We start from the raw sequence: 24,953 nt of genomic DNA, 5'->3' as shown, positions 1-24,953 counted from the left end.
TTAGTGCGGTTTGCGGAGTGCTGCGAAGATCAGGCCGAACAGCAGGCAGGTCAAGACCACGCCGACCAGTGAGGCGACGGGGCTGAAGGTCGGTCGCAGGGCGTCCCCAGTGAATTTGTAGACCGCGTAGGGCGCGGCCCATCCCAAGCCATACAGCGCCGCGCGTGCCAGGTAGGGGCGGGTCATGGCCGCCTGCGGAAAGAGACGAGCAGGAGCCAGCATGGCTGGAATCAGCAGAAGCTGCGCGAGCCAAAACCACAGGGGCAGGGTGGCAAAGCCGTATTCTGCCCCGGCGAACAGCACGTTCAGGGCCGCGATCAACAGGCCGGTCAACAGGATGGAGCGCCAAAGAAGCGGATTCATCCCGGCATGTTCGCACACTGTGGCGCTTTCCGAGGCGGCGCTGTCCCTGCGGGGTCCCCTTAAGACGTCTCCAGGACGGCCCACAGGGTCAGCAGCCCCACCAGCAGGACCGGTGGTGTGAGGAGGAGTCCCGCGCGCAGGTACTCGCCCCAGCTGACCTTCAGCCCCCGCCTCGCGAGCACGTGCAGCCACAGCAGCGTGGCGAGGCTGCCGATGGGTGTGAGCTTGGGGCCGATGTCCGCGCCCACCACCGCCGCGTAGAGCAGGACGTCACGGGCGTGCCCGGTCACGCCGCTGTCACGTAGGCCGAGCAGGGCGGTGAGGAGCGCCGGGAGGTTATTGAGCCCGGCGCTCAGGCCCGCCACACTCAGTCCAGCAGCCAGGATGCCGGGTAGGGAGCCCGCCGCAGCCCAGTTCGCCAGCCACGCGCCATAGGCCCCCGTGATGCCCGCGCCCCGCAGCCCTGAGACGACCGTGTACATGGCGAGGCTGAAGACGACCACGGTCCAGGGGGCAGCGCGCAGGACGGCACGGCTGCTCACGTTTCCACTGCGGGCGGCCACCAGCCAGACGGCGAGGGCCGCTGCGCCGACCACCGCCGAGAGCGGCAGGTGCAGCCCTTCGGCCACGAACGCGCCCACGGGCAGCAGCGGCGTGACCACCCAGCCGGCTCGTACGACGCCCCACGACCGCACCACCTCTCCCGGCTCCGGCAGGGCGGCAAGCTCGTAGCGCCGGGGCAGGGAGCGGCCATACACCGCGAGCAGCACGCCGACGCAGGCGAGCACCACGGCGAGATTCACCGGCACCATCACCTCGGCATAGCGGCTGAACTTCAGCCCAAAGGCATCGGCCGCGATGATGTTGGTCAGGTTGCTGATGGGAAGGGGCAGGCTGGCCGCGTCCACCACGAAGCCCACCGCCAGCGCACAGGCCAGCGTCGCCGCCCGGGAAAGTGCGAGCAGCGCCGCGAGTTCCAGCACCAGGGGCGTGAGGATCAGCACGCCGCCATCGTTGGCAAACAGGGCGGTGACGAGGGCGCTGAAGAGAACAAGCAGCGTCAGAAGACGCCGCCCGCTGCCGCCTCCCCAGCGCGCCACATGAAGTGCCGCCCAGCGAAAAAAGCCCGCCGCGTCCAGCAGCAGGCTCAGGACGATCAGCGCCACCAGCGTTAGGGTCGCATTCCAGGTGGCGGCCCAGAGGGCAGGCAACTCGCCGGGACGTACGGCGCCGACCAGCAGTGCAGCGCCTGCACCGAGGGTCGCGCCCCAGGCGGGGTCTAACCCGCGCGGGCGCCAGATCACCACGGCCACCGTCAGCACGACGATCAGGACCGCAGGCAGGGCCGTGCCCAGCATCACTCCTGGCTGGTGATAAAGGGCAAGTTGCGGTCGAACTGGGCGCGGTCCAGGCCGTAGCCGTAGACAAAGGCGTCGGGGATGGTAAAGCCCAGGTACTCGACCGGCACCTCCACCCGGCGGCGGCTGGGTTTGCTGAGCAGGGCGGCGACCCGCAGGCTGGCGGGGCCGCGTCCTTGCAGGTAATGCAGCAGGTAGTTCATGGTGATGCCGGTGTCTACGATGTCCTCGACCAGCAGGACGTGGCGGCCGCTGATGGGGAACTGCAGGTCCTTGACGAGCTTCACCTCTCCGCTCGTCTGTTTGGCGTCGCCGTAGGAGCTCGCCTGAAGGAAGTCGATGGTGCAGGGGATCCCAAGGGCGCGCACCAGGTCCGCATGAAACAGAAAGGCCCCATTCAGCACGCAAATCAGGTGTGGGTCCTTGCCGGCGTAGTCGGCGCGGATCTTCTGTCCGAGTTCCTGAATGCGGGCCTGGAGTTGCTCCTGGGTAATCTGTACGGGGCCGTTGCCGGGGGCGAGGCTCATATCGGCCTCAGGCTAACACGCCCCCGCCGCTCCCCGTATACTCCGGCGCATGACGGGCCTGCCTGTGACAGCTGTTGACCGCGTGCCGGGGGTGCTGGGCCGCATCGTCCGTGAGCGTGCCGAGGACTACGCCGGAGCCTGCACCGACCTGGGCCCCGCTCGCCCGCGTGCCGAAACCTTTCGTGCCGCCCTGGCTGGCCCCGGCCTCGCCCTGATTGCAGAAGTCAAGCGCGCGAGCCCCAGCGCGGGAGCCATCGCGCCCCTTGACCCGGCGTCGGCGGCGCAGGCCTACGCGGCGGGGGGCGCGGCGGCGATCAGCGTCCTGACCGAACCCCGGCACTTTGACGGCACCCCGCAGGCCCTGCGGGCGGTCGTAGGGGCGGTGACGGTACCGGTGCTGCGCAAAGACTTTGTCATTCATCCGGCCATGCTCCGTGAGGCCGCCGATTGGGGCGCGGCGGCGGCCCTGCTCATGGTCAGCGTGCTGGGTGAGGCCGTCGGGGCCTACCTGGAGATGGCCCATCACCTCGGCCTGGACGCCTTGGTCGAGGTGCACGACGAGCGGGAACTGGACTTGGCCCTCGCCGCCGGTGCCGATATCATCGGGGTCAACAACCGCGACCTCACCACCCTGGCGACCGATCTGTCGGTGAGCCCCCGGCTGATGCGCCGCGCCCGTGGGGCGGGCTTTGCGGGCCTGCTCGTCGCAGAGAGCGGCTACCGCACGCCCGACGACCTGCGCGGGGTCCGCGGTCTGGCCGACGCCGTGCTCGTTGGAACCAGCCTCGCGGGGAGCGGCGACCTGACCCGTGCCGCCCGCGCGCTGATGGCCTCTTGAGCCCGCGTCTCACCTTCCTGGGCACCGCGGACAGCAAGGGCGTGCCGCGTTTCTGGTGTGCCTGCCCCGTCTGCACGGACGCCCGCGCCGGCGGCCGCAACCGCCGCACCCGCAGCGCCGCCCTCATTCGGGGCGCCGACCCGAACGGTGTCCCACAGACCCTGCTGCTCGACTGCGGTCCCGACCTGCATGGCCAGCTTGCGCGGCTGCCAGAGCCGCTTGTGCCGGATGCCGTACTGATCTCGCACGCGCACAACGATCACCTGCTGGGCCTGGGGGATGTGCTCGACTATGCCGCCTCCGCGAGCGGTGACGGACCGACAAGGGGTGGGGTGGCGCCCATTGCCGTCTACACGCCCGCTGAGGTCCTCCCGCAGGTGGCCGAGCGCTTCGGGTACGCCTTCCGGCACGGGGCGCCGGTCCAGGTCCTTCCCGAAGAGGGGCTGGTGACAGCGGGGCTGCGTGTTCGTGCCTTTCGGGTTCCGCACGGGGCGAACGGATACAGCTACGCCTTTCGCCTCGACCGTCCCGGGTTTGCGGCGGCCTACGTCACGGACGCCATCGACATTCCGCAGGAGGTGGCCACGCGCTGGTTGGGCGACCTCGACCTGCTCATTCTGGGGACGTCCTTTGCCGACGAGTCTGCCGCCGCACACGCCGGGCGCAGCGTGTACGACGTGCGCGAGGCGCTCGCCCTGCCCTGGGCCCGCTCGGCCCGCCGCGTCTACCTCACCCACCTTTCGCACGGCGTGGACGTGCGGGCGCTGCCGCTGCCGGTGGGCTGGGCCTTTGCGCAAGACGGGCTAGAACTTCCCCTGGCCTAAGACGCCCGCGGAAGAGGCGCGGGTTCCGGCGGGCGTCAGTGCGGCCTGCGCCTCCAGACGCCGAGCGAGCGGCCGGACCGCGCTGGGCCCCCGGTGAGGGGAACCTAGTCGCCCAGGTAGCGCCGCAGCTCGTCGATGCTGTGCCCCGTTCCGATCACGACCAGCTTGTCGTGGGGGCGAATGGCCTCTTCGGCCCGGGGCGTGACCTCCACCTTGCCCGCCCGGCTCACCGCGATCACCTGCACCCCAAAGCGCCCGGTGAGGTTCAGGTCGCGCAGGGTCCCGCGCAGGCGCTCGTTGGCCTCGATCTCGACGATGGCGTAGTCGCCCCCCAGGTCGAGCGTGTCCACGATGTTGGGCGTTGCGATCTGCCGCGCGAGGCGCACCCCCATGTCGTGCTCGGGCCGAATGACCAGGTCCGCGCCGATGCGCTCCAGAACGCGGCGCGCCATCTCGTCGATCGCCTTGGTCACGACGTAGGGGGCCCCCAGGCTCTTGACGTTCATGGTGGCGAGAATGTTGGCCTGCACGTCCGTTCCGATGGCGACGACGACCACGTCGAAATCAGCCGCCCCAATACTGCGCAGCGCCCGCTCGTCGGTGGCGTCCACAACCGCGGCGTGCGTCACGCGGTTCATCACCCGCTCGACGTTCTCTTCGTTTTGATCGACGGCCACAACTTCATGGCCCATCTCGTAGAGGGTGGTGGCGACCGCGCTCCCGAAGCGGCCCAGGCCGATCACCAGGCATTGTTTGATCTTCATAGGTCTTCCTCGCTTTCTACCCGACCAAGATGTCGCGCTCGGGGGGGTACTTCACGGCTCGGCTCTGCTGGTTGCGCAGGCTAAAGGCGACCGCAAAGGTGACCGGTCCGATGCGGCCCAGGTACATCAGCACGGTCAGGATCACCAGGCCAGGGTCATTGATGAGGTGGGTGGTATTCAGGCTGAGGCCCACGGTGGCCGCCGCGCTCACCGTTTCGAACAGCAGGGGCGTAAAGCCCAGCTGCGGATTGGTGGCGAGCAGCGCAAAAAAGGCCGTGGCGACCAACAGGGCGTAGAGGGTGGTGACCGTTCCGGCCCGCACCACGTTTTCCGGCTCGACCCGGCGCCCAAAGGCAATGAGCTCGCCGCGCCCCCGCACCATATTCCAGGCGCTGCCCACCAGGATGGCAAAGGTGCTCGTCTTGATGCCGCCGCCGGTCGAGCCGCTGTTGGCGCCGACGAACATCAGGGCAATCAGCAGAAAGATGCTCGCATTTGTCATGCTGCTGATGTCCACCGTGGCAAAGCCCCCAGAGCGCGGCGTGACGCTCTGGAACAGGGCGGCAAGCAGTTTGCCGGGGGCGGACAGCGGCCCCAGTGTGCGCTCGTTCCCCCATTCCAGCAGCAGGATCAGCACCGTGCCGACCAGCAGCAGCAGGCCGGTCGTCAGCAGCGTAAGCCGGCTGTAGATCAGCAGGCGGTTGCGCCGGGGCTGCAGGAAGTGGGTCAGCACATTCAGTTGCACGAGAAATCCCAGGCCGCCCAGGATGATCAGGCCGCTGATGGTGAGGCTGACAAGCGGGTCTTCGGCGTACTGGCCCATTCCGCCGGGCACCACCACGAAGCCCGCGTTGTTGTAGGCGCTGATGGCGTGAAAGACGGCGTGGTAAAGCCCTTCTCCCCACCCGAACTGCGGCACGAAGCGCAGCGCGAGAAGCAGGGCACCCACCACCTCCGCGACCAGCGTGTACAGGAAGATGATGCGGATCAGAGACAGCACTCCGCCGACGTCGAGCGCGTTCACCTGCTGCGCGAGGTGCTGCCGCTCACTGAAATTCACCCGCCGTCCCAGCAGAAAGGCAAAGAGTGTTCCAAAGGTCAGGATGCCCAGCCCGCCCACCTGGGCCAGACCGATGATGAGCACCTGCCCCAGCCGGGTAAAGGCTTCTCCAGTGTCCTCTATCACCAGCCCGGTGATACAAATCGCGCTCGTGGCTGTAAAGAGCAGGTCCACGCTGCTGAGCCGCGCGCCGGGCGCGCTCACGCCGGGCAGGTGCAGGAGCGCTGTGCCCAGGACGATCCCGATCAGGTACACGGTAGCGATCAGTTGCGGGGGCTGGAGGCGGGCGGTCAGGCTCCGGCGGGGTGTGCTGGCCGGAGCAGGCGAACGAAAAGGAGGCCAGCGCATGGTTAACCGATCAGGATGTCCTTTTCGGCGGGATAACGAACCAGGTCCCGCTCTGTGCGGGAGTTAAATGCCACCGCAAAGGTGAGGGGCCCGATTCGGCCGAGGTACATCAGCCCGACGAGCACGAGTTCCTGTGACGGGTTCAGGAGCGGCGTGGTGTTCATGCTGAGGCCTACGGTGCCAAAGGCGCTGACCGCCTCAAAGAAAAGCTGCACGAACTGCACCTGCGGATTGGTGTTGGTGAGTAGCAGCAGGATGAACATCGTGTTCACCAGGCCGATGCTGAGAAGCCCCACCGTCATCGCCCGCAGGATGGTGTCCGGGTCGATCCGCCGCCCGAACAGAGTGGTGTCGCGCTGGCCCCGGACCATGCTCCAGGCGGACGCCATCATCACGTAAAAGGTACTGGTCTTGATGCCGCCCCCGGTGGAGCCGGGATTGGCCCCGATAAACATCAGGATGATGGTGATAAAGACCGTGCTCAGTCCCATCGCGCCGTAGTCGAGGGTATTAAAGCCCGCCGTACGGGTCACGACACTCTGGAAAAAACTCGCGAGCAGCTTGTCCCACAGGGGGAGCGGCGCGAGCGTTCGGGGATTTCCCCACTCCAGCGCCAGGTAGGCCACGGTGCCGATCAGCAGCAGGGCGCCCATCATCGTGAGAACCAGCTTGGAGTGAATGAGCAGGCGGTGGCGCCGGGGGTTGACAAGGTGCGCCACCACGTTGAGCTGCACCAAGAAGCCCATTCCCCCTAGGATCACCAGCAGGGCGACCACCAGGCTGACCAGCGGATCATCCACGAAGCGCACCAGGTTGTCACTGTAGAGGGCAAAGCCCGCATTGTTAAAGGCGCTCACCGCGTGAAAGACCGCATAGAAAAGGCCCTGGCCCCAGCCCTCCAGCGGAACGAAGCGCCAGGCGAGCAGCGCCGCCCCGACCGCCTCGATCACAAAGGTGTACAGGAAGATGTTGCGGATAAGGGGCACGACGTCGCCAGCGCTCAAGGCGCTCACCTGCTGGGCGAGCCGGATGCGTTCGCTGTAGTGGATGCGCCGCCGCCTCAGGAGCGCGAACACGGTTCCAAAGGTGATGATGCCCAGGCCGCCCACCTGAATGAGCAGCAGGATGACCACCTGACCCAGCCGGTTGAAGTCGCGGCTGGGATCCAAGACGTTGAGGCCCGTCACACACAGCGCGCTGGTGGCCGTGAAGAGGGCCTGAATAAAGGTCACCGTGCGCCCCGGGCCGTGGGTCAGGGGCAGCCACAGCAGCAGCGCTCCCAGCAGGATGCCCACGGCGAAGGTCAGGGCGATCAGTTGCGGCGGGCTGATCCGTGCGAGGAGGGGTTGACGAACGCGGGGGAGGCCAGGCGAGTGCGAGTGAACACCGGACGCCGGAGGTTGAGGGGGGCGCGCCATAGAGAACGCGCGATTCTACCACTGCTCCTTCCCGCTATACTGTCCTGCTATGCCCCGCCCCGCTCGCCCGAACCAGCCGTCCCCGTCCCGCTCCCGGCGGCCCCAAGGCGATCACCGCGCTCGTCAGCCCGCACACGAGTACGTCCTGGATGCCCTGCCTGGCCTGGAAGCCGTGGCCGAGGCGGAACTGCGCGCCGTGCCCCTCGCGCGCGACATCCGGGGGCTGCGGTTTTGGTATCCCGGTGACCCGGCGCGGCTCACTCGCCTGCGGGCTCCCGTTGCGGTCTACCGCGTGCGGGCCTGGGAGGTGCCCCGGCCGCGCGGGTTGTTGGGGCACCAGCCGTTCGGCGAACTGACGGCGTTTCTAGCAGGGGTGGCGCGCTGGGGGGGGCACCGCTCCTTTCGCTTGGCCGCCGCAGGCCGTGAATCAAGCGTGCTTGCGCGCCTCGCGGATGAACTTCAGGCCGCCTTGCTCCTCCCCCACGATCCCGAAGAGGGTGAGCTGCTGATCCGCCTGCGCCCCCGCGAAGACGGCCCCGGCTGGGAAGTGCTCGCGCGCCTCACGCCCCGGCCCCTCAGTGCTCGCTCTTGGCGCGTCTGTAACCGGGAGGGCGGCCTGAATGCGACGGTGGCCTACGCCCTGCACCGGCTGGCCGGGCAGCGCGAGGAGGACCGCATCTTTAACCCCATGAGCGGAAGCGGCACGCTGCTGGTCGAGCGCGCGCTGATGGGCCCCTACGACGCGCTTGTCGGCGTCGACGTGGACCCAGAGGCGGTCGAGTGTGCCCGCAGCAACCTTCGGGCCGCTGGGCGCGCCGTGGAGGTCGCGTGTGTAGATGCCCTGCACACCGGTCTGCCCCCCCGCTCCTTTGACCTGATCGTCAGCGACCTGCCCTGGGGCGGCGCCATCGGGACCCACAGCGGCAACGCGGTGCTCTATCCCGCCTTCCTGCGGGAGATGCACCGCCTGCTGAGCCGGCAGGGCCGCCTGGTTGTCCTCACCCACGAGCTGCGGCTGTTCGAGCGGGTGTTGCGCGAGCAGGACCGCTGGCACGCCCGCGAACTCTTTCAGGTGTACAGCGGCGGGCACTGGCCGCGGGCCTACCTCCTGCAGAAGCGCTGAGCGCGTCGAGGTTCCCGGTGGCCTTTACCGCGTGTGCAGGTCCTCCTGGAGCGGGCTGGGTTCGCGCTGGGGCCAGGCCACAAGCACCACGCCCGACAGGATCACGGCGAGCGCGAGCCAGCCCAGAGCTGTTAGGCGTTCACCTCCCAAGCCCACCCCCAACAAGACCGCCACCACCGGATTCACGTAGGCGTAGCTTGTGGCCAGGGCCGGGCGGGTATGCGCGACAAGGTACATGTAGGCGCTGTAGGCGACCAGGCTGCCGAACACGGTGAGGTAGGCGAGCGCCCAAAGGCTCGCGGGGGTGGGTGTCCCCCAGTGTTCGCGGAACGCCAGGCTCAAAAGCAGCAGCAACGCTCCCCCCGTCAGCATCTCGGCGGCGCTTCCCATCAGCCCGGCGGGAAGGGGGAGGTGGCGGGACCACTGGCTGCCGAAGGTCCAGCACAGCGGCGCGAGAATAAGCAGAAAGGCGGCAAGCGGGGTGGCATGCAGCTCTCCCACATGAAGGAGCGCGATGCCGAAGAGCCCCACTGCGATGCCCAGCCATTCGCGTCCGCCTGTGCGCTCGCCCCACAGCCGCGCGAACAGCGCCGCGAAGAGGGGAGACACCGCGATCACCATCGCCGCGACGCTGCTGCTGGCATCCCGTTCAGCGAGGGTCACCAGCCCGGTCCCGCCGCCCAGCAGCAGCAGGCCGACGACGGCACTGGCGCGCCATTCCCGTGCCGTGGGGGCCGGCACTCCGCGCCAGCGCAAGAAGGCGTACAGCAGCGCCCCTGCGGCCAGAAAGCGCACCGCGAGCATTCCCAGCGGGGGCAGGCTCCCGATCGCGACCTTGATTCCGAAGTAGGTGCTGCCCCACACCACGTACACAAGGGCGAGGGCCAGGAGGACAGCGGGTGTGAGGCGGGCGCTGCGAGCAGGGAGAGCGGTCACCGGGAGAGCATACGCCTACGCCGCAGATGTGGTCCCTACGCCCTGCGGCGAGCCGTACACTGCCCGTGTCCTTCCGAACGGCACTGGACCCTGGTGCTGGCGGGCGGTCTACTCACTGTGGCCGGGCTGGCGCTGGCCCCCGTGCTGCACCCTACCGCCCCGGTCCCCACCGTGACGCGGGTGGCCCTGCCGCCACCCGCACCAGCACAGCTTGCCCCCGAATACCCCACCACCGCGAGCGTCAAACCGCTTCTCTCCGGCCGGCTGAACCTGAATACCGCTTCCCTAGAGCAGCTGGAGGCCCTGCCCCGGGTCGGCCCGGCGCTGGCCGCGCGGATCGTGCAGGGAAGACCCTACCGCAGCCTGGCCGATCTCGACCGGGTCAAGGGGATCGGGCCCGCCACCCTCCAGGTCCTGCGTCCCCTCGTGACCTTTTGATGCTGGACATGTCCGCGTCCTCCCGTGCCTCCTCCGGTCGCCTGGCCTGGCCGGTGCCGCTCGCGACCGGCGTCATGGGCGGCATCCTGTTGGGCTTGGGCCTCTGGTGGGGCGCGCTGCTGTGCCTGGCGGGAATGCTCCTGGCGGTGCTTGATGGCCGCGCGGCTCTGGCCCTGCTGGCGCTGGTCGGCGGCGCACTGGGCTGGGGGGCAGAGCGTGTGCAGGCGGCGCAACCTGACCGGATGGCCCCCTGGGTGGGTGCTCTGGTGACGCTGCGGGGCCATTGGGACGGGCAATTTCTGCGCCTTGCGGATCCGCCCGCTCGGGTTGCGGTCTCGCCCAAACCGGCCGTCCCACCGGGTCAGCTGGTGGTGAGCGGCCGGCTTATTCGGCCCGAGGGCCGGCGTGTGCCGGGAGGCTTTGACCAGGCGGCGTGGCTGCGCGGCCAGGGGGGGCTTTTCACCCCGACGCCAACAACCGTGCTGGCCGGAGCCCGCATCCGGGCCTTTACGCCGGAGGGCGGCTTTCGCGGCTGGTTTCGGCGGGGCCTCACGGCAGGGCTGGGAGAGCGGCAGGCAGCCCTCATGCAGGCCACCGAACTGGGAGACCGGGGTGACATCGGCCGCGAGCGCTTTGAAGAAGGGTACAGCGTGCAAGACGCCTTTGCCCGCTCGGGCCTGTCGCACCTGATGGCCCTCAGCGGGCAGAACGTGGCGCTCCTCACGGGCGCGGTGATCGGGCTGTTGACCTGGTTGGGTGTACCGCTGGTGTGGCGTTTTCTAGGAGCGCTCCTTTTTCTGGGACCGTACCTGTGGCTGGTGGGCGTCTCGCCCAGCATCACCCGTGCAGTGCTGATGGGTGGAGCGGTCCTGCTCGGCTATGCCCTGGGGCGGGGCAGGCTGGATCCCTACGGCACGCTGGCGCTGGCCGCCACCCTGTGTCTCCTCTGCTTTCCCCGCTGGCTACTGGACGTGGGGTTTCAGCTGTCGTTCCTTGCGGTGCTGGGCCTGACCCTGTCGGCGAGGCTGGCGGAACGTCTCCCTCCGCGCTGGCCGCTGTGGTTGCGCCTCGCCCTGGTGGCAACCGTTCTGGCCGAGCTGGCGACCCTGCCCGTCGTCGCCGGAACCTTCGGCCAGATCCCGCTGGTCGGCCTTCCCGCCAACCTGATGGCGGGCGCACTGATGGCCGTGCTGGTGCCGCTGGGCTTCTTGGCCGGTCTGTTGGGGCCGCTCGCGGTCCTCGTGAACGGGCTGACGGGCTTGCTTGCCTCGGCGCTCCTCGCCGTGGTGGAGGTGTTCGGGCGTGCGCCCGTCCTTTCCTGGGGCACAGTAGGCCCGGCGGGGGTTCTGGCGTATGCGGTCGCGGCCCTCGCGGGCGTGCTGTGGTTGTTCGGCCAGATCCGCGCGCCGCTCGCCCTGGGCACCCTTCTCGCCTGCGCGCTCCTCACCCTGCTGCCCGGCGTGCTGCGTCCCCCCCGCGAACTGGTTTTTTTGGATGTCGGGCAGGGTGACAGCACCCTGATTCGGGCGCGGGGCTTGCGCGTGCTGGTGGACGGCGGCGGTTCGGTGGGCAGCGACTACGACGTAGGCACGGGGACCGTTGTTCCGGCCCTGCGCGCCCTGGGCGTTCGCTCGCTGAACGTGGTGGTCGCCACCCACGCCGACACGGACCACATCGAGGGGCTGTCTGGGGTGCTGCGCGCCCTCCCGGTTGGAGAACTGTGGATCGGACAGCGCAAGCAAGGTGACCCGGTGCTGAGCGAGCTCCTCGCCGTGGCCCAGCAACAAGGAGTCCCCGTTCGTGAGGTGCGGCGCGGCGACCGCGTGGAGGTGGATGGCCTCACCCTGACCGTGCTTTGGCCGGTCGGGGGGATCTGGTCCACCGAGGACAACGACAACAGCGTCGCCCTCACCGTCGAGTCGCGGGGCTTTCGCGCCGCCCTCCTCGGTGACCTTGCTGGTCCTGCCGAAGCCAGGATCGGCGTGGGTGATCTCGCGCTGCTCAAAGCCGCACACCACGGCAGCCGCCACAGCACGGGTGAGGCCCTCCTGAAGGAGAGTACGCCCCAGGACGTGCTGATCAGCGTGGGGCGCAACACCTACGGCCACCCGCATCCGGACGTGCTGAAACGGGTGGCAGAAGCAGGGGCCAGGGTCTGGCGCACCGATCAACTCGGAACAGTACGCTGGCCGCTCCCCTAAGCGTCAGCGGTTGACCATCGCCGCTTGCCCCTCCCGGGCCGCCGCGTACAGCGCGTCCAGGACCCGTGCCTGCCGCACGGCGTCCTCTGGCGGATAGCGTGCGGGCTCGTCGCCCCGCACCACGCGCTGGAAATGCGCGACCATGGCGGCGTAGCCGTCGTGCGGAGGAAAGGTTTCGGTTCGTTCGCCCTTGTCAGTTTGGACCCGCAAGGCCGTTTCCGTGTCCGTCTTGCTGCGAAAGGCGCCGGCCATCTCCAGCGTGCCGGACGTTCCAACCAGCGTGAGGCGCTGCGTCGGAACAGGGCCCCAGTCAAAAGCACAGTCGATGCTCGCTAGACTCGCGCCGAAGTGCAGCGTGCCGCTCAGGCCCACATCCACGCCGCCCGGGGTCCAGCGGGCCTGGGCGGTCACGCTCTCCGGCTCACCCAGCAGTAGCCGCGCCAGGTTGACCGGATAACATCCCACGTCGTAGAGGGCACCGCCGCCCCGTTCGGCCAGCCAGCGAAAATCGTCGGGCCGGGTGAGCGGAAAGCCAAAGGCCCCCCGGTAGGCCCGTATCTCCCCCAGTTCCCCGGACCGTACCAGCTCACGCAGCCGAATGACCTGGGGTTGAAAGCGGTAGGCAAAAGCTTCCAGCAGCACTCGGCCGGTCTGTGCCGCCGCGTCCGCAAGTGCCTGCGCCTCGCCCGCATGGAGGGCGAGCGGTTTTTCCGTCAAGGCATGTTTGCCGGCCCGCAACGCCGCCTCGGTCCAGGGCAGGTGCGCGTCGTTGGGAAGGGGATTGTAGATCGCTTCCACCTCCGAGGCCAAGACGTCGGCATAGGACCCCACGCGCTCAATGCCCCACTGCGCCGCAAAGGCCTGTGCTCGCTCGGAGCGCGGTTCCCGCACCCCCAGCATCGTGACCTTGCCGCCGGCGGCCCGAATCGCCGGAAGAAGAGCCCGCGCGATCCGCGCTGCACCCAGAATGCCCCAGCTGAGTCCCTGTGCGCTTGACATACCCGCAGCCTACCCCAGCAAGGGAACACGGCCCACCGGGAGCGCTCCCAGCGGGCCGTGTTTCGAAAGCAGACCTATTCGCCCTGCTTGTTCGTGTTGGACTCGGTGTTTCCGGTTCCCTCGTTCTGGTCTTTCTTGTCGGAGCCGAGGCCGAACTGCGCGAAGAGGTCGGCGTACACGTCGCCCAGCTTCGTGCTGATCTTGCCGCCCTGCTGGGCGTCCTTGGCGTTGTAGTTGTAGTCGCTGCCGCCGCTGCGTCCGGCGCGGCTGCCACTGCGCCCACCGCTCTGGCCACCGCTGTAGCGGTCACTGCGGCTGCCGCCACCCTGGGTCACGTAGTCGCGCACCGGGCCGCCGCCACCGAGGGCACGGCGACGCGAGAGGCTCGCCCGCTGCTCGACCGGGTCGATGTTGAGGATCACGGCCTCGATCTCGTCCCCCTTCTTGAAGAGGTCGGCGGGATTGTTCACGCGCTGCGTGTCGAGTTCGCTGATGTGAATCAGGCCCTCGATGCCCTCCTCGATCTCCATAAAGACGCCAAAGTCGGTCATGCCGGTGATCTTGCCCTTGACGGGGGTGCCGGGCGGGTACCGGTCCGGCAGCGCGCTCCACGGATCCTCCGTGGTCTGGCGAATGCCCAGGCTGATGCGCCGCTCCTTGGGATCGATGCGCAGGATAACCGCCTCGACTTCGTCACCCTCCTTGAGCACCTCGTTGGGGTGACGCACGCGCTTGGTCCAGCTCATCTCGCTGACATGCACCAGCCCCTCAAGGCCGGGTTCCAGCTCCACAAAGGCCCCGAAGTTGGTGAGGTTGGTGACCTTGCCGCGCACGCGCTGACCGATGTGGTACTTCTCCACCGCGCCTTCCCAAGGGTCTTGGGTCAGGGCCTTCATCGAGAGGTTGATGCGCTCGCGGTTCTCGTCCACGTCGATGACCTGAACCTGAACCTTGTCGCCCACCTTCACGACGTCGCGGGGGTGGTTAAAGCGGCCAAAGGTCAGCTCGCTGCGGTGCACCAGCCCGTCAATACCGCCGAGATTCACGAACACACCAAAGTCGGTGATCTCGACGACTTCGCCCTCAAAGCGCGCGCCGGGAACCAGCTTGCCCAGCGTCTGCTCACGCGCCTGGGCCTTTTGAGCCTCCAGGATGGCGCGGTGGCTGATGATCACGCGGTTACGCTTGCGGTTAAGCTCAATCAGCTTGACCAGAAGCGGCTTGCCCACGTAGGGGTCAAGGTCGTTGACCCGGCGGGTGTCCACCTGAGAGGCAGGCAGGAACGCCCGGATGCCCTCGACCTGCGCCACAAGACCGCCGCGCACCTTCTCCAGCACCTCGACCTCAAAGGCCTCGTCGTTCTCCTGCATCCGCTCGAGCACCCGCCAGCCCTTGTCCTGATCGGCGCGCTTCTTGCTTAGCACGATCTGGTTGTTGGCAAGGTCCACCCGCACGACGTACGCCTCGATCTTGTCGCCGGGCTTGTACATCTGCTGGACCTGCTCCAGCGTGAGGGGCTCGTCACCGATCTGGTTGAGGGGGATGATGCCCTCCACCTTCGCGCCGACGTCCACCGCGATGCCTTCCTGGCCGATAAACACCACGGTGCCGTCCACGATGTCCCCGCGGGACACCATCTGCGGCTCCTGCGCCTCGCTGGCGAGAACGTCCTCCATGGTCATCGCGGGGTACTCGCGGTCCTCGGCCGTGCTGGCCGGAGTGGGCGTGGGCTGGCCCTGCGGCTGGGTCTGCTCCGCACTGGTCTGCTCGGTGCCCGGCGTGGGCTGAGTCGTCCCGCCCTGGGTGGCGGGGGTCTGGGTCTGGTCTTCCATGAACTCCTGTCCTCCTGGACGCCTGCACTTTGTGTGTGGGCGCCACGTAACCTGCGCTCTGCGCGGTAACGACTCAGTGTACCACCACCCGTCAGGGGGGGCAAGCACGCCCGGACACGGTTCATTCGGCCTCCAGGGCCGCTGGGCCACCCCGGCGCTTGACGGCCAAGCGGGCGCCCCCGTATACTCCCACACGCTCACCCGAAGCAGGGGTAGGGCCACAACCGGTGGGGCATCGTCTAACGGCAGGACGACTGACTCTGGATCAGTTAATCGTGGTTCGAATCCACGTGCCCCAGCCATCCTGCGCGCCCCCGCTCCCCGCGGGGGTGTTTCTTGTCCCCATAGCTTTAAAAAATAAAGTGTGCGCGGCTGACCATCCTTGAATGTGCGTGGTGGTACGCTTTTTTTATGACCAGCGCCCCAACACACAGCTACGACGTGGTGATTATCGGAGGAGGGCCAGCGGGACTGACGGCGGCCATCTACACGGGCCGGGCCAGCCTGCGGACGCTGGTTCTGGAAAAAGGTCTTCCCGGCGGACAGATCGCGCAGACCGAGGAGGTCGAGAATTACCCCGGCTTTCCCGAGCCGGTCTCCGGCATGGAACTCGCGCAGCGCATGGTGCAGCAGGCCGAGAAGTTCGGGGCGAGAATCGAGATGGATGAGGTCCAGGCCGTGACCCGCCTCGACGATGATCGCGAGCACGCCTATCCCTTTGTGGTGACCGGCTACAGCGGCATCTACCGGGCCAGGAGCGTCATCCTGGCGACGGGCGCGAATCCCAGGCGATTGGATGTGCCCGGAGAGGAGCATTTCTGGGGCAAGGGCGTCTCGACCTGCGCCACCTGTGACGGCTTTTTCTACCGGGGCAAAAAGGTGGTGGTCGTCGGCGGTGGCGACGCGGCAGTCGAAGAAGGCCTGTTCCTCACCCGGTTTGCGGAGGAAGTCACCCTGATTCACCGCCGCGATACCCTGCGGGCGAACAAGGTGGCGCAGGCCCGGGCCTTTGCCAACCCCAAGATGAGGTTCATCTGGGATACGGTGGTGGAGGAGATCCAGGGCACGGAGCACGTGACCGGTGTGCGCCTGCGAAACGTCAAGACGGGCGAGGTGACGGAGCTGCCCACCGACGGAGTGTTTATCTTTGTCGGGCACGTGCCCAACACCGACTTTGTGCGGAACACCGTCAAGCTCCGGCCAGACGGGTACGTAGAGGTCACCGACGAGATCTACACGAGTGTGCCCCTGCTCTTTGCGGCGGGCGACGTCAGTGACCACGTGTACCGCCAGCTCGCCACGAGTGTGGGGGCCGGGACCCGGGCCGCCATGAGTGCCGAGCGCGCTCTGGCTGCCCTGGAGCTGGAACCGGAAACGGCGGCCGACTGATCCGGAGAGCTGGCCACAAGGGGAGGGCAGCGGCTCTTCCCCTTATCCTTGTGCTATGCGCCCTCTGCCTCTCTCCGCTCGGCTGGCCCGCAAGGCGCGTGGCTATGGGGGCAAGGTGCAGCGGCTGGCGCGCAGTCTGACGGCTGCTTCCGCTCGCCCGGCAGACCGTTGGGCCCTGGCTTGCCTCACGCCTGCTGAAGGCCGCGTGTACCTGGGGATGGATGCCCGTGACCGCGAGCATGCCTGTCGCGTGACCCGGCACCTGCTGCGTGATCACCCGGCCGCGTCACCCGAGGTGATCGCCGCTGCCCTGCTGCACGACTGCGGCAAGAGCATTCGCCGCTACCACCTGCTTGAGCGCGTGCTGGTCGGCCTGGTTCCGAACCGCCTAAGCCGCCTGCTGCCCCTTGGTCCCCTGGCGGTGCGGGCCTACCACCCCGAATTGGGCGCCGAACTGCTTGCCCGTGCCGGAGCCCGGCCCCGCGTCGCTCGGCTGGTCGCGCGGCACCACCACCCCGGCGGCGACCCGGAAGCCGCCCTGCTCCACCACTACGACGATCTGGAATAAGGTCCTCCCTGACCCCCTCACGCGCCTTTGGTCAGGTCGCCTTGACTTCTCCAGCTGGCCTCGCCTAGAATTTTTCCTTGCCTGACGCCGCGCCCGGCGCGAAAGCCTGTGGAGGGCCCCATCGTCTAGCGGTCAGGACAGCGCCCTCTCAAGGCGCAGACACGGGTTCAAGTCCCGTTGGGGTCACCAACCGCCGCCTCCATCCCTGGGGGCGGCGTTTTGCGTGCCTGTCTTCAGTAGGCTGCCCCCATGACCCTTCCCCCGGCCCTCGCTCAACTCGTCACGTATTTCGAGCCGCTCTCTGGCCTGCGGCGTGATTTCCAGGGTGCGGTGACCCTACAGACGCCCGGCGTCAACATCCTCGCTCTGAATGCGTCCTTTGTGCCCGATGCCGACCCAGCGCGCCTGGCCGCCCTGCTGCGGTGGCATGACACGCAGGTTCTGCCTCCCCTCCTCGCGTCCACCGTCCCCCTCCCCGGCGAGGCGGTCGCGACCCTGCGCCTCGGGACCTACCATCTGTCGGCTGCGCCGCGAGCGATCACCGTGGAGCAGGTTTCGCGCCTCGCGCTGTCCACCTGGGCCGCCGTTCTCACAGAGGCCTACGGAACGCCCGAATGGGCCGCGCCACTGGCCCGGCACCTCGCGGCACGGCTGGAAGGGGACCGCGCCTACACGCTGCTGCTGGCCTATGCCGGGGGCGAAGCCGTCGGGGCGCTGCTGTGGCGGGCAGATTCGCTTGGGGGAGCTGCCCACCTGTGGGGTACCCTCGACCCGGCGGCCGACGCGCCCCTTCTGAATGCCGCGTTCGAGCTGGGGGGAAGCCTGCGGGCCAGCCTGCCGGAGACGAGCCCGCTGACCGTGACCGAAGCGGCGGAGGTGAGCTTTCGGCTGGCCCCACCAGGCCATACCTGAGCCTCAGAGCGGGATATTCCCGTGCTTCTTAAAAGGCCGCGTCTCCTCCTTGTCCTGCAGCATCGCAAAGGTCTGAATCAGGCGGCGGCGGGTGTCCTCGATGGGAATCACGTCGTCGATGTAGCCCTTGGCAGCGGCCACATAGGGGTTGTCGAAGGTCTCCCTGTACTGCTTGATCTTCTCGGCGCGGGTGGCCTCTGGGTTGTCCGAATTCTGAATCTCGCGGCGGTACACGATGTTGGCCGCTCCCTCCGCGCCCATCACCGCGACGGCTGCGGTCGGCCAGGCATACACCACGTCCGCGCCCATATCGCGGCTATTCATGGCGAGGTACGCGCCGCCGTAGCTCTTGCGGGTGATCAGCGTGATCTTGGGAACAGTCGCCTCAGCGTAGGCGTAGAGCATTTTGGCCCCGTGGCGGATGATGCCCGCGTGTTCTTGCGCCACGCCCGGCAGGAACCCGGTCACGTCCACCAGCGTCAGGATCGGGATGTTGTAGCAGTCGCAGGTGCGGATAAAGCGGGCCGCTTTGTCGGAGGCGTCGATGTTCAGCGTTCCCGCCATCACCTTGGGATTGTTTGCCACGATGCCGACGCTGTGCCCGCCCAGCCGCGCGAAGCCGCACAGGATATTTTTCGCCCAGCCCGGCTGGATCTCCAGGAAGGTGCCGTCGTCTACGAGCTCATGGATCACGTCGTGCATCGCGTAGGGCTTGCGCTGGTCCGTCGTGATGATGTTGAGAAGCGGGGTATTGGGGCGGTCAATCGGATCGGTGCATTCCCGCACCGGCGGCTTTTCGCGGGCGTTTTGCGGCAGGTAGGAGAGCAGCTCACGGATACCGTCCAGCACCGCCTCATCCCCGTCATATTCCAGGTGGGCCACGCCGCTTTTGCGGGTGTGCACGTCCGCGCCGCCGAGTTGGTCAAAGGTCACGTCCTCGCGCGTGACGCTCCTGATCACTTCTGGCCCGGTGATGAACATGTACGACGTGCCCCGGCTCATGAGAATGAAGTCGGTGAGCGCCGGAGAATACACCGCGCCGCCCGCGCACGGCCCCAAAATCGCGCTGATCTGCGGCACGCTGCCCGAGTAGATCGCGTTGCGGTAGAAAATCTCGCCGTAGCCCGAAAGGGAGTCCACGCCTTCTTGAATCCTCGCCCCGGCGGAGTCGTTGAGGCCGATCACCGGACAGCCCGTCTTGGCCGCGAGGTCCATGATTTTGGTGACCTTGGCGGCGTTCATCTTGCCCAAAGAGCCGCCCAGCACCGTGAAATCCTGGCTAAACACAAAGACCTGCCGCCCCTGAATGGTGCCGCGTCCGGTCACGACGCCCTCACCGGGCGCTTCGACGCCCTGCATCAGCCGGTTCTGGCCGTGTTCGACAAAGGTGGAAAGTTCCAGAAAGGAGCCGGGGTCAAGGAGGCGCTCGATCCGTTCGCGGGCCGTGAGCTTGCCGCCCTCGCGCTGCTTCTGCTGCCGCTCCTGACCGCCACCCGCCTCGACCTTGGCGCGGCGCTGCTCCATCTCGGCGATCAGTTCCTGAAGTTCTACCCCCGCTTGCGTCATGGCGCCATGCTACCCAAACGCCCGTTTGGCGCGCCCCGTTCCTGGCACGGGAACACGGGCCGGGATGCCTCAGCGCGGCGGGAGATGGGCGAGCAGGGCCCGCGCCTGCTCGGCTACCTCCGTGTCGGCCAGAATCACGTAGCGTTCAGCACGCATGCCGCCGATGGAGGTAAAGTCGCGCCGCCCACCGGTCATCGCGTAACCGATCAGGCCCCACACCAGCCCGGTGATCGCGCCCAGCACCATGCCGTAGGCGACCGCAAACAGGAAATTGCCCGCCGTCAGCCCCAGCAGGCCAAACAGCAGACCGACGAAAAGGCCAATGAAGAGGCCCTGTCCAAAGCCCAGGCCCGCGGCGCGCCCCCAGTCGAGACGCCCCGTGACCTGCTCGATGGTTTTGAGGCCCTCCCCGACGATCGCCGTACGTTCTACCGGAAAACGCTGGTCACTGAGGTAGTCCACGGCACGCTGCGCCTCGGCGTAGGTGGCGTAGGTGGCCACGTTCACGCGAGCGCTCTGGTCAGGGATCAGGGCCGATCGGGCATCAGGCTGGGTCACGTTGTCACATCCTTCCTGCTCCCAGCCTAGGCAGCCCTCCCGCTCCGCACCTGAGCGCCAGGTTCAGAAGCCCTTACGCTCACGCGTCGTCAGCGCCCCGCCTCCACCACGAGGCCCTCTTCCTCGTTCATGCGCAGGATGTTCGCCAGCGTAAGAATCGGAACCTGGAGGTCGGCCAGCCTCGCGCGGCCCTCCTCAAAGCCCTTTTCGATCACGCAGCCCAGGCCCAGCAGCTTCGCGCCGCTCTGCTCGATGATCTGCGCGAGGGCCCGCAGCGTTCCGCCGGAAGCGAGAAAGTCATCAATCACGATCACCCGGTCCTCCCGGCCCAGGTACTCGCTGCTCACAAAGAGGTCCACCACGCCGCCCTTGGTGCGGCTGACCGACCTCGCCGTATAGACCACCTCGTGCATGGTGATCGGCTTTTTCTTGCGCGCATACACCAGCGGCACGTTGAGCGCAAAGGCCGTGGCCAGTGCGGGCGCGATACCGCTCACCTCGATGGTCACGACCTTGTTGGGCCTAAGGGGGGCAAACCCCGCCGCAAAGCGCTCGCCCATCTCGCGGGTAAGGTGCGGAAGAAGCTGGTGGTTGACCAGCCCGTCCACCTTCAGAATGCCCCCCGGCATCATCGCCCCCTGCTCGCGGATCGCCTCCACCAGTGCCTGCATAGGGGCGAGTCTACCTGTCTCCCGCCTGCCACCACACGCGCGGGGCATGAAGCACAAAAAACCGCCTTCTCAGGCGGTGATATCTAGAGAATAGCGCGGAATTCACCCGCAGTCAAGAGCGGGCACCTCAACGGGTGAACAGAGGAAGATCTGCGCGTCCAGAAAGGCTTTTGAGGGCTCAAGGAGGCTGGAAACCCAGAAGGGCGTGATGCATACGCCGAGGCTAAGCTTCAGAAGGTGCGGCGAGTTCGTTGACTTCAGGTTTGAATCCGACCTCGCGGATGTAACGCAAGTACTCTCCCTCGCTCAACGCCTCCCGTTGGCCGCTGAGGGCCACAAACAGGGCCTCTAAGACGTTGGTGGCAAAGTTGCGCCGGCCGATACGAGGTGTGGTGGTGATCAACCGGGCGACGCCGCGTTCCTGCATCCACACTCGGTCCGCTTCGGTGACGGTTTGGGTGAGGACCGTCTTGCCGCTGAGCATGGGCGGCGCGTAGCGTTTGACGTAGTGGGTGTCTCCTGCGATCACGTCGGCCCAGGCGTAGAGGCGGGTTCCCTTGCCCTGCACGCTCGTTTCCTGCTTCTGGCCGGTCGGGTAAAACCAGTCTTGCGGGAACTTGGTGATGACCGGCAGCGCCAGGTGCGCGACCCGGCGCAGCGCCTTGAGGCTACGCAGAGGGACATTCAGGTTGAGGCCGAACACGATGTCCCCGTACACCACGTCCGCTCCGGCCTGCGCCAGCGCCTCTGCCATGCCGAAGCGGTCGACCGCACTCACCATCAGCACCTTTTGTGTCCGCCAGTTCAGCAGGGGGTCAAGCTGCGTGATCGCCTCGCGCTCAAGCGTGTTTTTCAGGCCGCTGCCGTCCAGGACGGGCGTGAGTTTGGCGTTCGCCACCAGCCGGCGGATGTTGTTGAAGGTATAGCGCCGTCCTGCGGCGATCACGTACAGGTCGGCGCCCCCCAATCCGAAGGCATCGACTCGCCCGTCGAGTGCCTGAAAGAGGGCAGCCGCCCTCTGCTCGTCGCCGTCCGTGCCGATGCGTTCGAGGATAAAAGGTTGCCCCAGCACGTTGAGCTCCTCGCGGGCATTGCGCTTACTGCCCCCCAAGGACACGCTCACAACGTGTTTGAATCCGGGAGGGGCAGGCTGCCAGCCACGCAGGAGATCAGTCATGAGAGGCATTGTAAGGTGCGCAACCAAGCAGGCCCAGCTCAAGCAGCGGCGGGTCAAGCCAGGCTGGGGCATGAGCGGCGACAACAGACAGCCCTACACCGCAACCAAGACAGAAGGCGTGGCACCTGACGGCCGGTCTCTCAGCCCCCTGCCAGCGCAACGGGGCGCCGAGTGACGACAGAACAGACAAAGACGGGAGCGCTCCAAGCGAGGCTCCCGTGACAATGAGGAGGAGGAAGGGCGCTTACGGGTAGAGGCCACGCAGAGCGCGGGCTTCTAGGACACGAGTGCAGGCGACGATGTAGACGGCGGTTCTCAGGGTGACGCCGTGGCGTTCCTTGACGTCCCACAGGCTCTGGAAGGCTTCACGCATGATGCGGTCGAGGCGCTGGTTGATCTCCTCTTCCGTCCAGAAGAACGACGAGAAGTCCTGCACCCACTCGAAGTAACTCACCGTCACGCCCCCCGCATTGGCCAGTACGTCCGGCACCACCGTCACCCCCCGCTGCGCCAGCAGGTCATCCGCAGCGGGAATGGTCGGCCCGTTGGCCCCCTCCACGATCAGCTTCGCCCGGATTCGGTCGGCGTTGTCCAGCGTGATCTGCTTTTCGAGCGCCGCCGGAATAAGGACGTCGCAGTCCACGCCCCAGAACTCCTCGCGCTGGAGGGTCTCGGTGCCGGGAAGGTCGGTGATCTTCCCGGTCTGCCGCAGGTGTTCCAGGGCGGCCACCGGATCAATACCCGCCCCGCTGTAGATCGTCCCGGTCACGTCCTGAATGGCGACGATTCTCGCGCCGTGCTGCTGGAAGATGCGGGCGGCGGCACTCCCCACATTCCCAAAGCCCTGCACCGCAATCCGCGCTCCTTCCAGCGGCATACCCAGCTTCTGCATGGCCTCGGCCCCGGTGACAAAGACGCCCCGTCCCGTGGCGTCGCTGCGGCCCAGACTGCCCCCCAGCGACACCGGTTTGCCGGTGACCACGCCGGTCGCGGTGCGGCCCACGTTCATGGAGTAGGTGTCCATCATCCACGCCATCGTCTGGGGATTGGTGTTCACGTCCGGAGCGGGAATGTCTTTTTCTGGACCGATGATGATGCCGATCTCACTGGTGTAGCGGCGAGTGAGGCGTTCGAGCTCGGCGGTGGAGTACTGGCGGGGATCGATGCGGATACCACCCTTGCCGCCGCCGTAGGGGAGACCCACCGCAGCGTTTTTGATGGTCATCCAGGCGGCCAGGGCCATCACTTCGGAGAGGGTGACGTCTTGGTGATAGCGAACACCGCCCTTGGCCGGGCCGCGACTGGTGTTGTGCTGCACTCGGTAGCCCTCGAAGTGGGCGACCGTTCCGTCATCGAGGTGAATGGGCACGTCGACCACCAGGATTCGCTTGGGCCGCTTGAGGGTCTCGACCCAGTACCCCAGCTTCCCCAGGTACGGTGTCACCCGCTCCACCTGCTCTAGGAAGATCTCGTACGGTCCCAGATTGTTCGGGTCGAGGTAACTGGGAATCTGATGCCGTCCGAGCTTGGACGTTTCTGGCAGTGGATTCTTGGGGTCTTCGGTGACGGTCATGGTGAAACCTCCAGGCGTGAGGGGGTCGTGGTCAACACAATCAGCAAAAGAAGGAAAAAAGGGGCAGATCAGGTTGTTTCCTGCTCCCTCCGACTCGCTTAGGGGTATACGCCTCGCATGACCGCTGCCTCGTGCAGGCGGGTGAGGGCGATGGCGTAGGCGGCGGTGCGCATCTCCACTCCACGGGTGCGCATAAAGGCCATGACGGTATCTACGGCGGCATTCACCCGCGCGTCGATGGCGCGCTCGATCTCTTCGGCCGTCCAGAAGAAGTTGCTCGCGTCCTGCACCCATTCCAGGTAGTTCACGACCAAGCCGCCAATGCTGGCCACCAGATCGGGCAGGATGGTGATTCCCTGGGTCATCAGGAAGCGTTCAGCCTCCGGCAGCACGGCCCGGTTGCTGGCCTCCACGACGTAGCGCGCGCGCACCGCGTGGGCGTTGCCGGCATTCACCGCACCGTAGTCGTAGGCGAGCATCAGCACGTCCACATCGAGTTCTATGACCTCTTCCGGCGTGATGTCGGTCGCAAAGCCCTGCACGCTCCCCTGCGCCTCGCGGTACGCGGAGAGGGCGGTCAGGTCTAGGCCTCCGCTGGCAAAGGTCGCGCCCTGCTGGTCCGAGACGGCGATCACCAGGGCGCCCTGCGCGGCGAGGGTCTGTGCGGCGCGGCGGCCCACGTCCCCGAAGCCGTACACGGCCACTCGGGCGCCCTGCAGGCTCTCGCCCCGCGCCTCCAGCACCCGGGTCGTCACCAGGGCGGCGCTGCGGCCCCGGGCGTCCTTGGAGCCGTAGCTGCCGCCCAGTTGCAGCGGCTTGCCGACGACCATGCCGCTCTGGGTGGAGCCGGTGTTCTCCCCATAGGCGTCGAGAATCCAGGCCATGATCTGCTGGTCCGTCCCCACGTCCGGCGCGAGGATGTCCTCACTGGGCCCGACAAGTTCCACCAGCTCGCTCGTAAAGCGCCGGGTCAGCCCCTGAAGCTCGTGGGGGCTCAGCGCCTGCGGGTCCACGTCCACGCCGCCCTTTGCGCCGCCCAGCGGCAGGTCCGCCACGGCGGCCTTGAGGGTCATGATCGCCGCGAGCACCTCGCACTCGTGGGCATTGAGGCCGGGCTTGAAGCGGACACCACCCATGCTGGGGCCACGCGCGGTGGAGTGCACGGTCCGGTAGCCCCTGAATACACGTACCGTGCCGTCGTCCATTCGAACCGGCAGGTTCACGCTCAGCGTGCGTTTTGGATACTTGAAATAGGCGAGGGATTGGTCGCTGACCTCGCTGTACGGCAACGCCTGCTGGAGCTGTTCCATGAGGCCCTGCCAGTTGAGTCCTGATGCCCTCATCGCGGTCTCCTCCTGAGAAGGTTGTGGCTCCCCGAGCATACACGCATAGACAGGCGGCATGCCCGGCGCAGGATACCCGGAAGGACTTGAGAAAAGCTCGTGTTGAAGCGCGACGCCAAGGGCGGCGAGCCCACCGAGCATCCGCCGTTTCTGAACCGCTTCCAAGG

Annotated in this window: 23 protein-coding genes and 2 tRNA genes; 10 read left to right on the top strand and 15 right to left on the bottom strand. The window is 67.2% G+C overall.

Going from position 1 to position 24,953, the window contains the following annotated elements; genetic code table 11:
- The 3 genes from EI73_RS05705 to hpt are packed head-to-tail and all read right to left on the bottom strand — an operon-like array spanning position 1 to position 2,248.
- On the bottom strand, positions 1–363 hold the full coding sequence (locus EI73_RS05705; RefSeq protein WP_034384982.1) for a hypothetical protein: 363 nt from the start codon (positions 361–363) through the stop codon (positions 1–3).
- 59 nt (positions 364–422) lie between these two features.
- Positions 423–1,721, bottom strand: a complete 1,299-nt coding sequence (arsB, locus tag EI73_RS05700) for an arsenical efflux pump membrane protein ArsB (RefSeq protein WP_034384980.1) — start codon at positions 1,719–1,721, stop codon at positions 423–425.
- Positions 1,721–2,248, bottom strand: coding sequence for a hypoxanthine phosphoribosyltransferase (gene hpt / locus EI73_RS05695; RefSeq protein ID WP_034384977.1), 528 nt, complete (start codon positions 2,246–2,248; stop codon positions 1,721–1,723). Before hpt ends, arsB begins: the two co-directional genes overlap by 1 nt.
- A 49-nt stretch (positions 2,249–2,297) precedes the next feature.
- Between hpt and trpC the strand changes: the two genes are divergently transcribed.
- Positions 2,298–3,086 carry an indole-3-glycerol phosphate synthase TrpC gene (gene trpC / locus EI73_RS05690; protein ID WP_034384975.1) on the top strand — a complete coding sequence of 263 codons (789 nt, stop codon included), beginning with the start codon at positions 2,298–2,300 and terminating at the stop codon, positions 3,084–3,086.
- Positions 3,083–3,910, top strand: coding sequence for an MBL fold metallo-hydrolase (locus tag EI73_RS05685; RefSeq protein ID WP_034384973.1), 828 nt, complete (start codon positions 3,083–3,085; stop codon positions 3,908–3,910). The genes trpC and EI73_RS05685 overlap by 4 nt, the downstream gene beginning before the upstream one ends.
- 104 nt (positions 3,911–4,014) lie before the next feature.
- Here the strand turns inward: EI73_RS05685 and EI73_RS05680 are convergent, their stop codons facing one another.
- Genes EI73_RS05680 through EI73_RS05670 form a run of 3 tightly spaced genes read right to left on the bottom strand, consistent with a single transcriptional unit; the run spans position 4,015 to position 7,500 of the window.
- On the bottom strand, positions 4,015–4,674 hold the full coding sequence (locus EI73_RS05680; protein ID WP_034384971.1) for a TrkA family potassium uptake protein: 660 nt from the start codon (positions 4,672–4,674) through the stop codon (positions 4,015–4,017).
- A 16-nt stretch (positions 4,675–4,690) separates the two neighbouring features.
- Positions 4,691–6,082: a TrkH family potassium uptake protein gene (locus tag EI73_RS05675; protein WP_034384970.1), complete on the bottom strand. Its 1,392-nt coding sequence runs from the start codon at positions 6,080–6,082 to the stop codon at positions 4,691–4,693.
- A 2-nt stretch (positions 6,083–6,084) separates the two neighbouring features.
- The gene (locus tag EI73_RS05670) at positions 6,085–7,500 is read right to left on the bottom strand and encodes a TrkH family potassium uptake protein (protein WP_034384968.1); all 1,416 of its coding nucleotides are present in this window, start codon (positions 7,498–7,500) and stop codon (positions 6,085–6,087) included.
- A gap of 49 nt (positions 7,501–7,549) precedes the next feature.
- Between EI73_RS05670 and EI73_RS05665 the strand changes: the two genes are divergently transcribed.
- A complete protein-coding gene (locus tag EI73_RS05665; protein ID WP_034384966.1) occupies positions 7,550–8,623 on the top strand; it encodes a methyltransferase domain-containing protein in 1,074 nt (357 codons plus the stop codon).
- 24 nt (positions 8,624–8,647) lie between these two features.
- Here EI73_RS05665 and yedA read toward each other — a convergent pair whose 3' ends face one another.
- Positions 8,648–9,559, bottom strand: coding sequence for a drug/metabolite exporter YedA (gene yedA / locus EI73_RS05660; RefSeq protein WP_034384964.1), 912 nt, complete (start codon positions 9,557–9,559; stop codon positions 8,648–8,650).
- A gap of 93 nt (positions 9,560–9,652) precedes the next feature.
- On the opposite strand from yedA, the gene EI73_RS05655 reads away from it, so the two are divergent.
- Positions 9,653–9,997 carry a ComEA family DNA-binding protein gene (locus tag EI73_RS05655; protein WP_034384962.1) on the top strand — a complete coding sequence of 115 codons (345 nt, stop codon included), beginning with the start codon at positions 9,653–9,655 and terminating at the stop codon, positions 9,995–9,997.
- Between the two features lie 8 nt (positions 9,998–10,005).
- On the top strand, positions 10,006–12,198 hold the full coding sequence (locus EI73_RS05650; protein WP_051935423.1) for a DNA internalization-related competence protein ComEC/Rec2: 2,193 nt from the start codon (positions 10,006–10,008) through the stop codon (positions 12,196–12,198).
- A gap of 3 nt (positions 12,199–12,201) precedes the next feature.
- On the opposite strand, the gene EI73_RS05645 is transcribed toward EI73_RS05650, so the two are convergent.
- A complete protein-coding gene (locus EI73_RS05645; protein WP_034384958.1) occupies positions 12,202–13,197 on the bottom strand; it encodes a Gfo/Idh/MocA family protein in 996 nt (331 codons plus the stop codon).
- 74 nt (positions 13,198–13,271) lie between these two features.
- Positions 13,272–15,029: a 30S ribosomal protein S1 gene (locus EI73_RS05640; protein ID WP_034384957.1), complete on the bottom strand. Its 1,758-nt coding sequence runs from the start codon at positions 15,027–15,029 to the stop codon at positions 13,272–13,274.
- A gap of 228 nt (positions 15,030–15,257) precedes the next feature.
- On the opposite strand from EI73_RS05640, the gene EI73_RS05635 reads away from it, so the two are divergent.
- The 5 genes from EI73_RS05635 (at position 15,258) to EI73_RS05615 (ending at position 17,898) form a co-directional block, all read left to right on the top strand.
- Positions 15,258–15,331 (top strand) — tRNA-Gln (locus EI73_RS05635).
- Between the two features lie 109 nt (positions 15,332–15,440).
- Positions 15,441–16,418 (top strand): thioredoxin-disulfide reductase, encoded by a 978-nt coding sequence (gene trxB, locus EI73_RS05630; protein WP_034384955.1) that lies wholly within the window; start codon positions 15,441–15,443, stop codon positions 16,416–16,418.
- A gap of 55 nt (positions 16,419–16,473) precedes the next feature.
- Positions 16,474–16,986 (top strand): HD domain-containing protein, encoded by a 513-nt coding sequence (locus EI73_RS05625; RefSeq protein WP_034384954.1) that lies wholly within the window; start codon positions 16,474–16,476, stop codon positions 16,984–16,986.
- 114 nt (positions 16,987–17,100) lie between these two features.
- Positions 17,101–17,175, top strand: a tRNA-Glu gene (locus EI73_RS05620).
- A gap of 60 nt (positions 17,176–17,235) precedes the next feature.
- A complete protein-coding gene (locus EI73_RS05615; protein WP_034384953.1) occupies positions 17,236–17,898 on the top strand; it encodes a hypothetical protein in 663 nt (220 codons plus the stop codon).
- 3 nt (positions 17,899–17,901) lie between these two features.
- Here EI73_RS05615 and EI73_RS05610 read toward each other — a convergent pair whose 3' ends face one another.
- From EI73_RS05610 to EI73_RS05585, 6 genes are all read right to left on the bottom strand, one after another.
- The gene (locus tag EI73_RS05610) at positions 17,902–19,464 is read right to left on the bottom strand and encodes an acyl-CoA carboxylase subunit beta (protein ID WP_034384951.1); all 1,563 of its coding nucleotides are present in this window, start codon (positions 19,462–19,464) and stop codon (positions 17,902–17,904) included.
- Positions 19,465–19,533: 69 nt separating this feature from the next.
- Positions 19,534–20,022, bottom strand: coding sequence for a general stress protein (locus tag EI73_RS05605; RefSeq protein WP_081908967.1), 489 nt, complete (start codon positions 20,020–20,022; stop codon positions 19,534–19,536).
- A gap of 89 nt (positions 20,023–20,111) precedes the next feature.
- Entirely contained in the window at positions 20,112–20,693 is a 582-nt protein-coding gene (xpt, locus tag EI73_RS05600; RefSeq protein ID WP_034384949.1) for a xanthine phosphoribosyltransferase, read from the bottom strand.
- Between the two features lie 223 nt (positions 20,694–20,916).
- On the bottom strand, positions 20,917–21,870 hold the full coding sequence (locus tag EI73_RS05595; RefSeq protein WP_034384948.1) for a hypothetical protein: 954 nt from the start codon (positions 21,868–21,870) through the stop codon (positions 20,917–20,919).
- Between the two features lie 244 nt (positions 21,871–22,114).
- Positions 22,115–23,443 (bottom strand): Glu/Leu/Phe/Val dehydrogenase, encoded by a 1,329-nt coding sequence (locus tag EI73_RS05590; RefSeq protein WP_034384946.1) that lies wholly within the window; start codon positions 23,441–23,443, stop codon positions 22,115–22,117.
- Positions 23,444–23,541: 98 nt separating this feature from the next.
- Positions 23,542–24,786, bottom strand: coding sequence for a Glu/Leu/Phe/Val dehydrogenase (locus tag EI73_RS05585; RefSeq protein ID WP_034384943.1), 1,245 nt, complete (start codon positions 24,784–24,786; stop codon positions 23,542–23,544).
- Positions 24,787–24,953 lie beyond the last annotated feature (167 nt).

Origin of the sequence: Deinococcus sp. YIM 77859 (assembly GCF_000745175.1) — a bacterium.
GTDB lineage: Bacteria > Deinococcota > Deinococci > Deinococcales > Deinococcaceae > Deinococcus.
The sequence above is the reverse complement of the archived record's forward strand: the minus strand, read 5'-3'. Positions and strand labels throughout refer to the sequence as shown.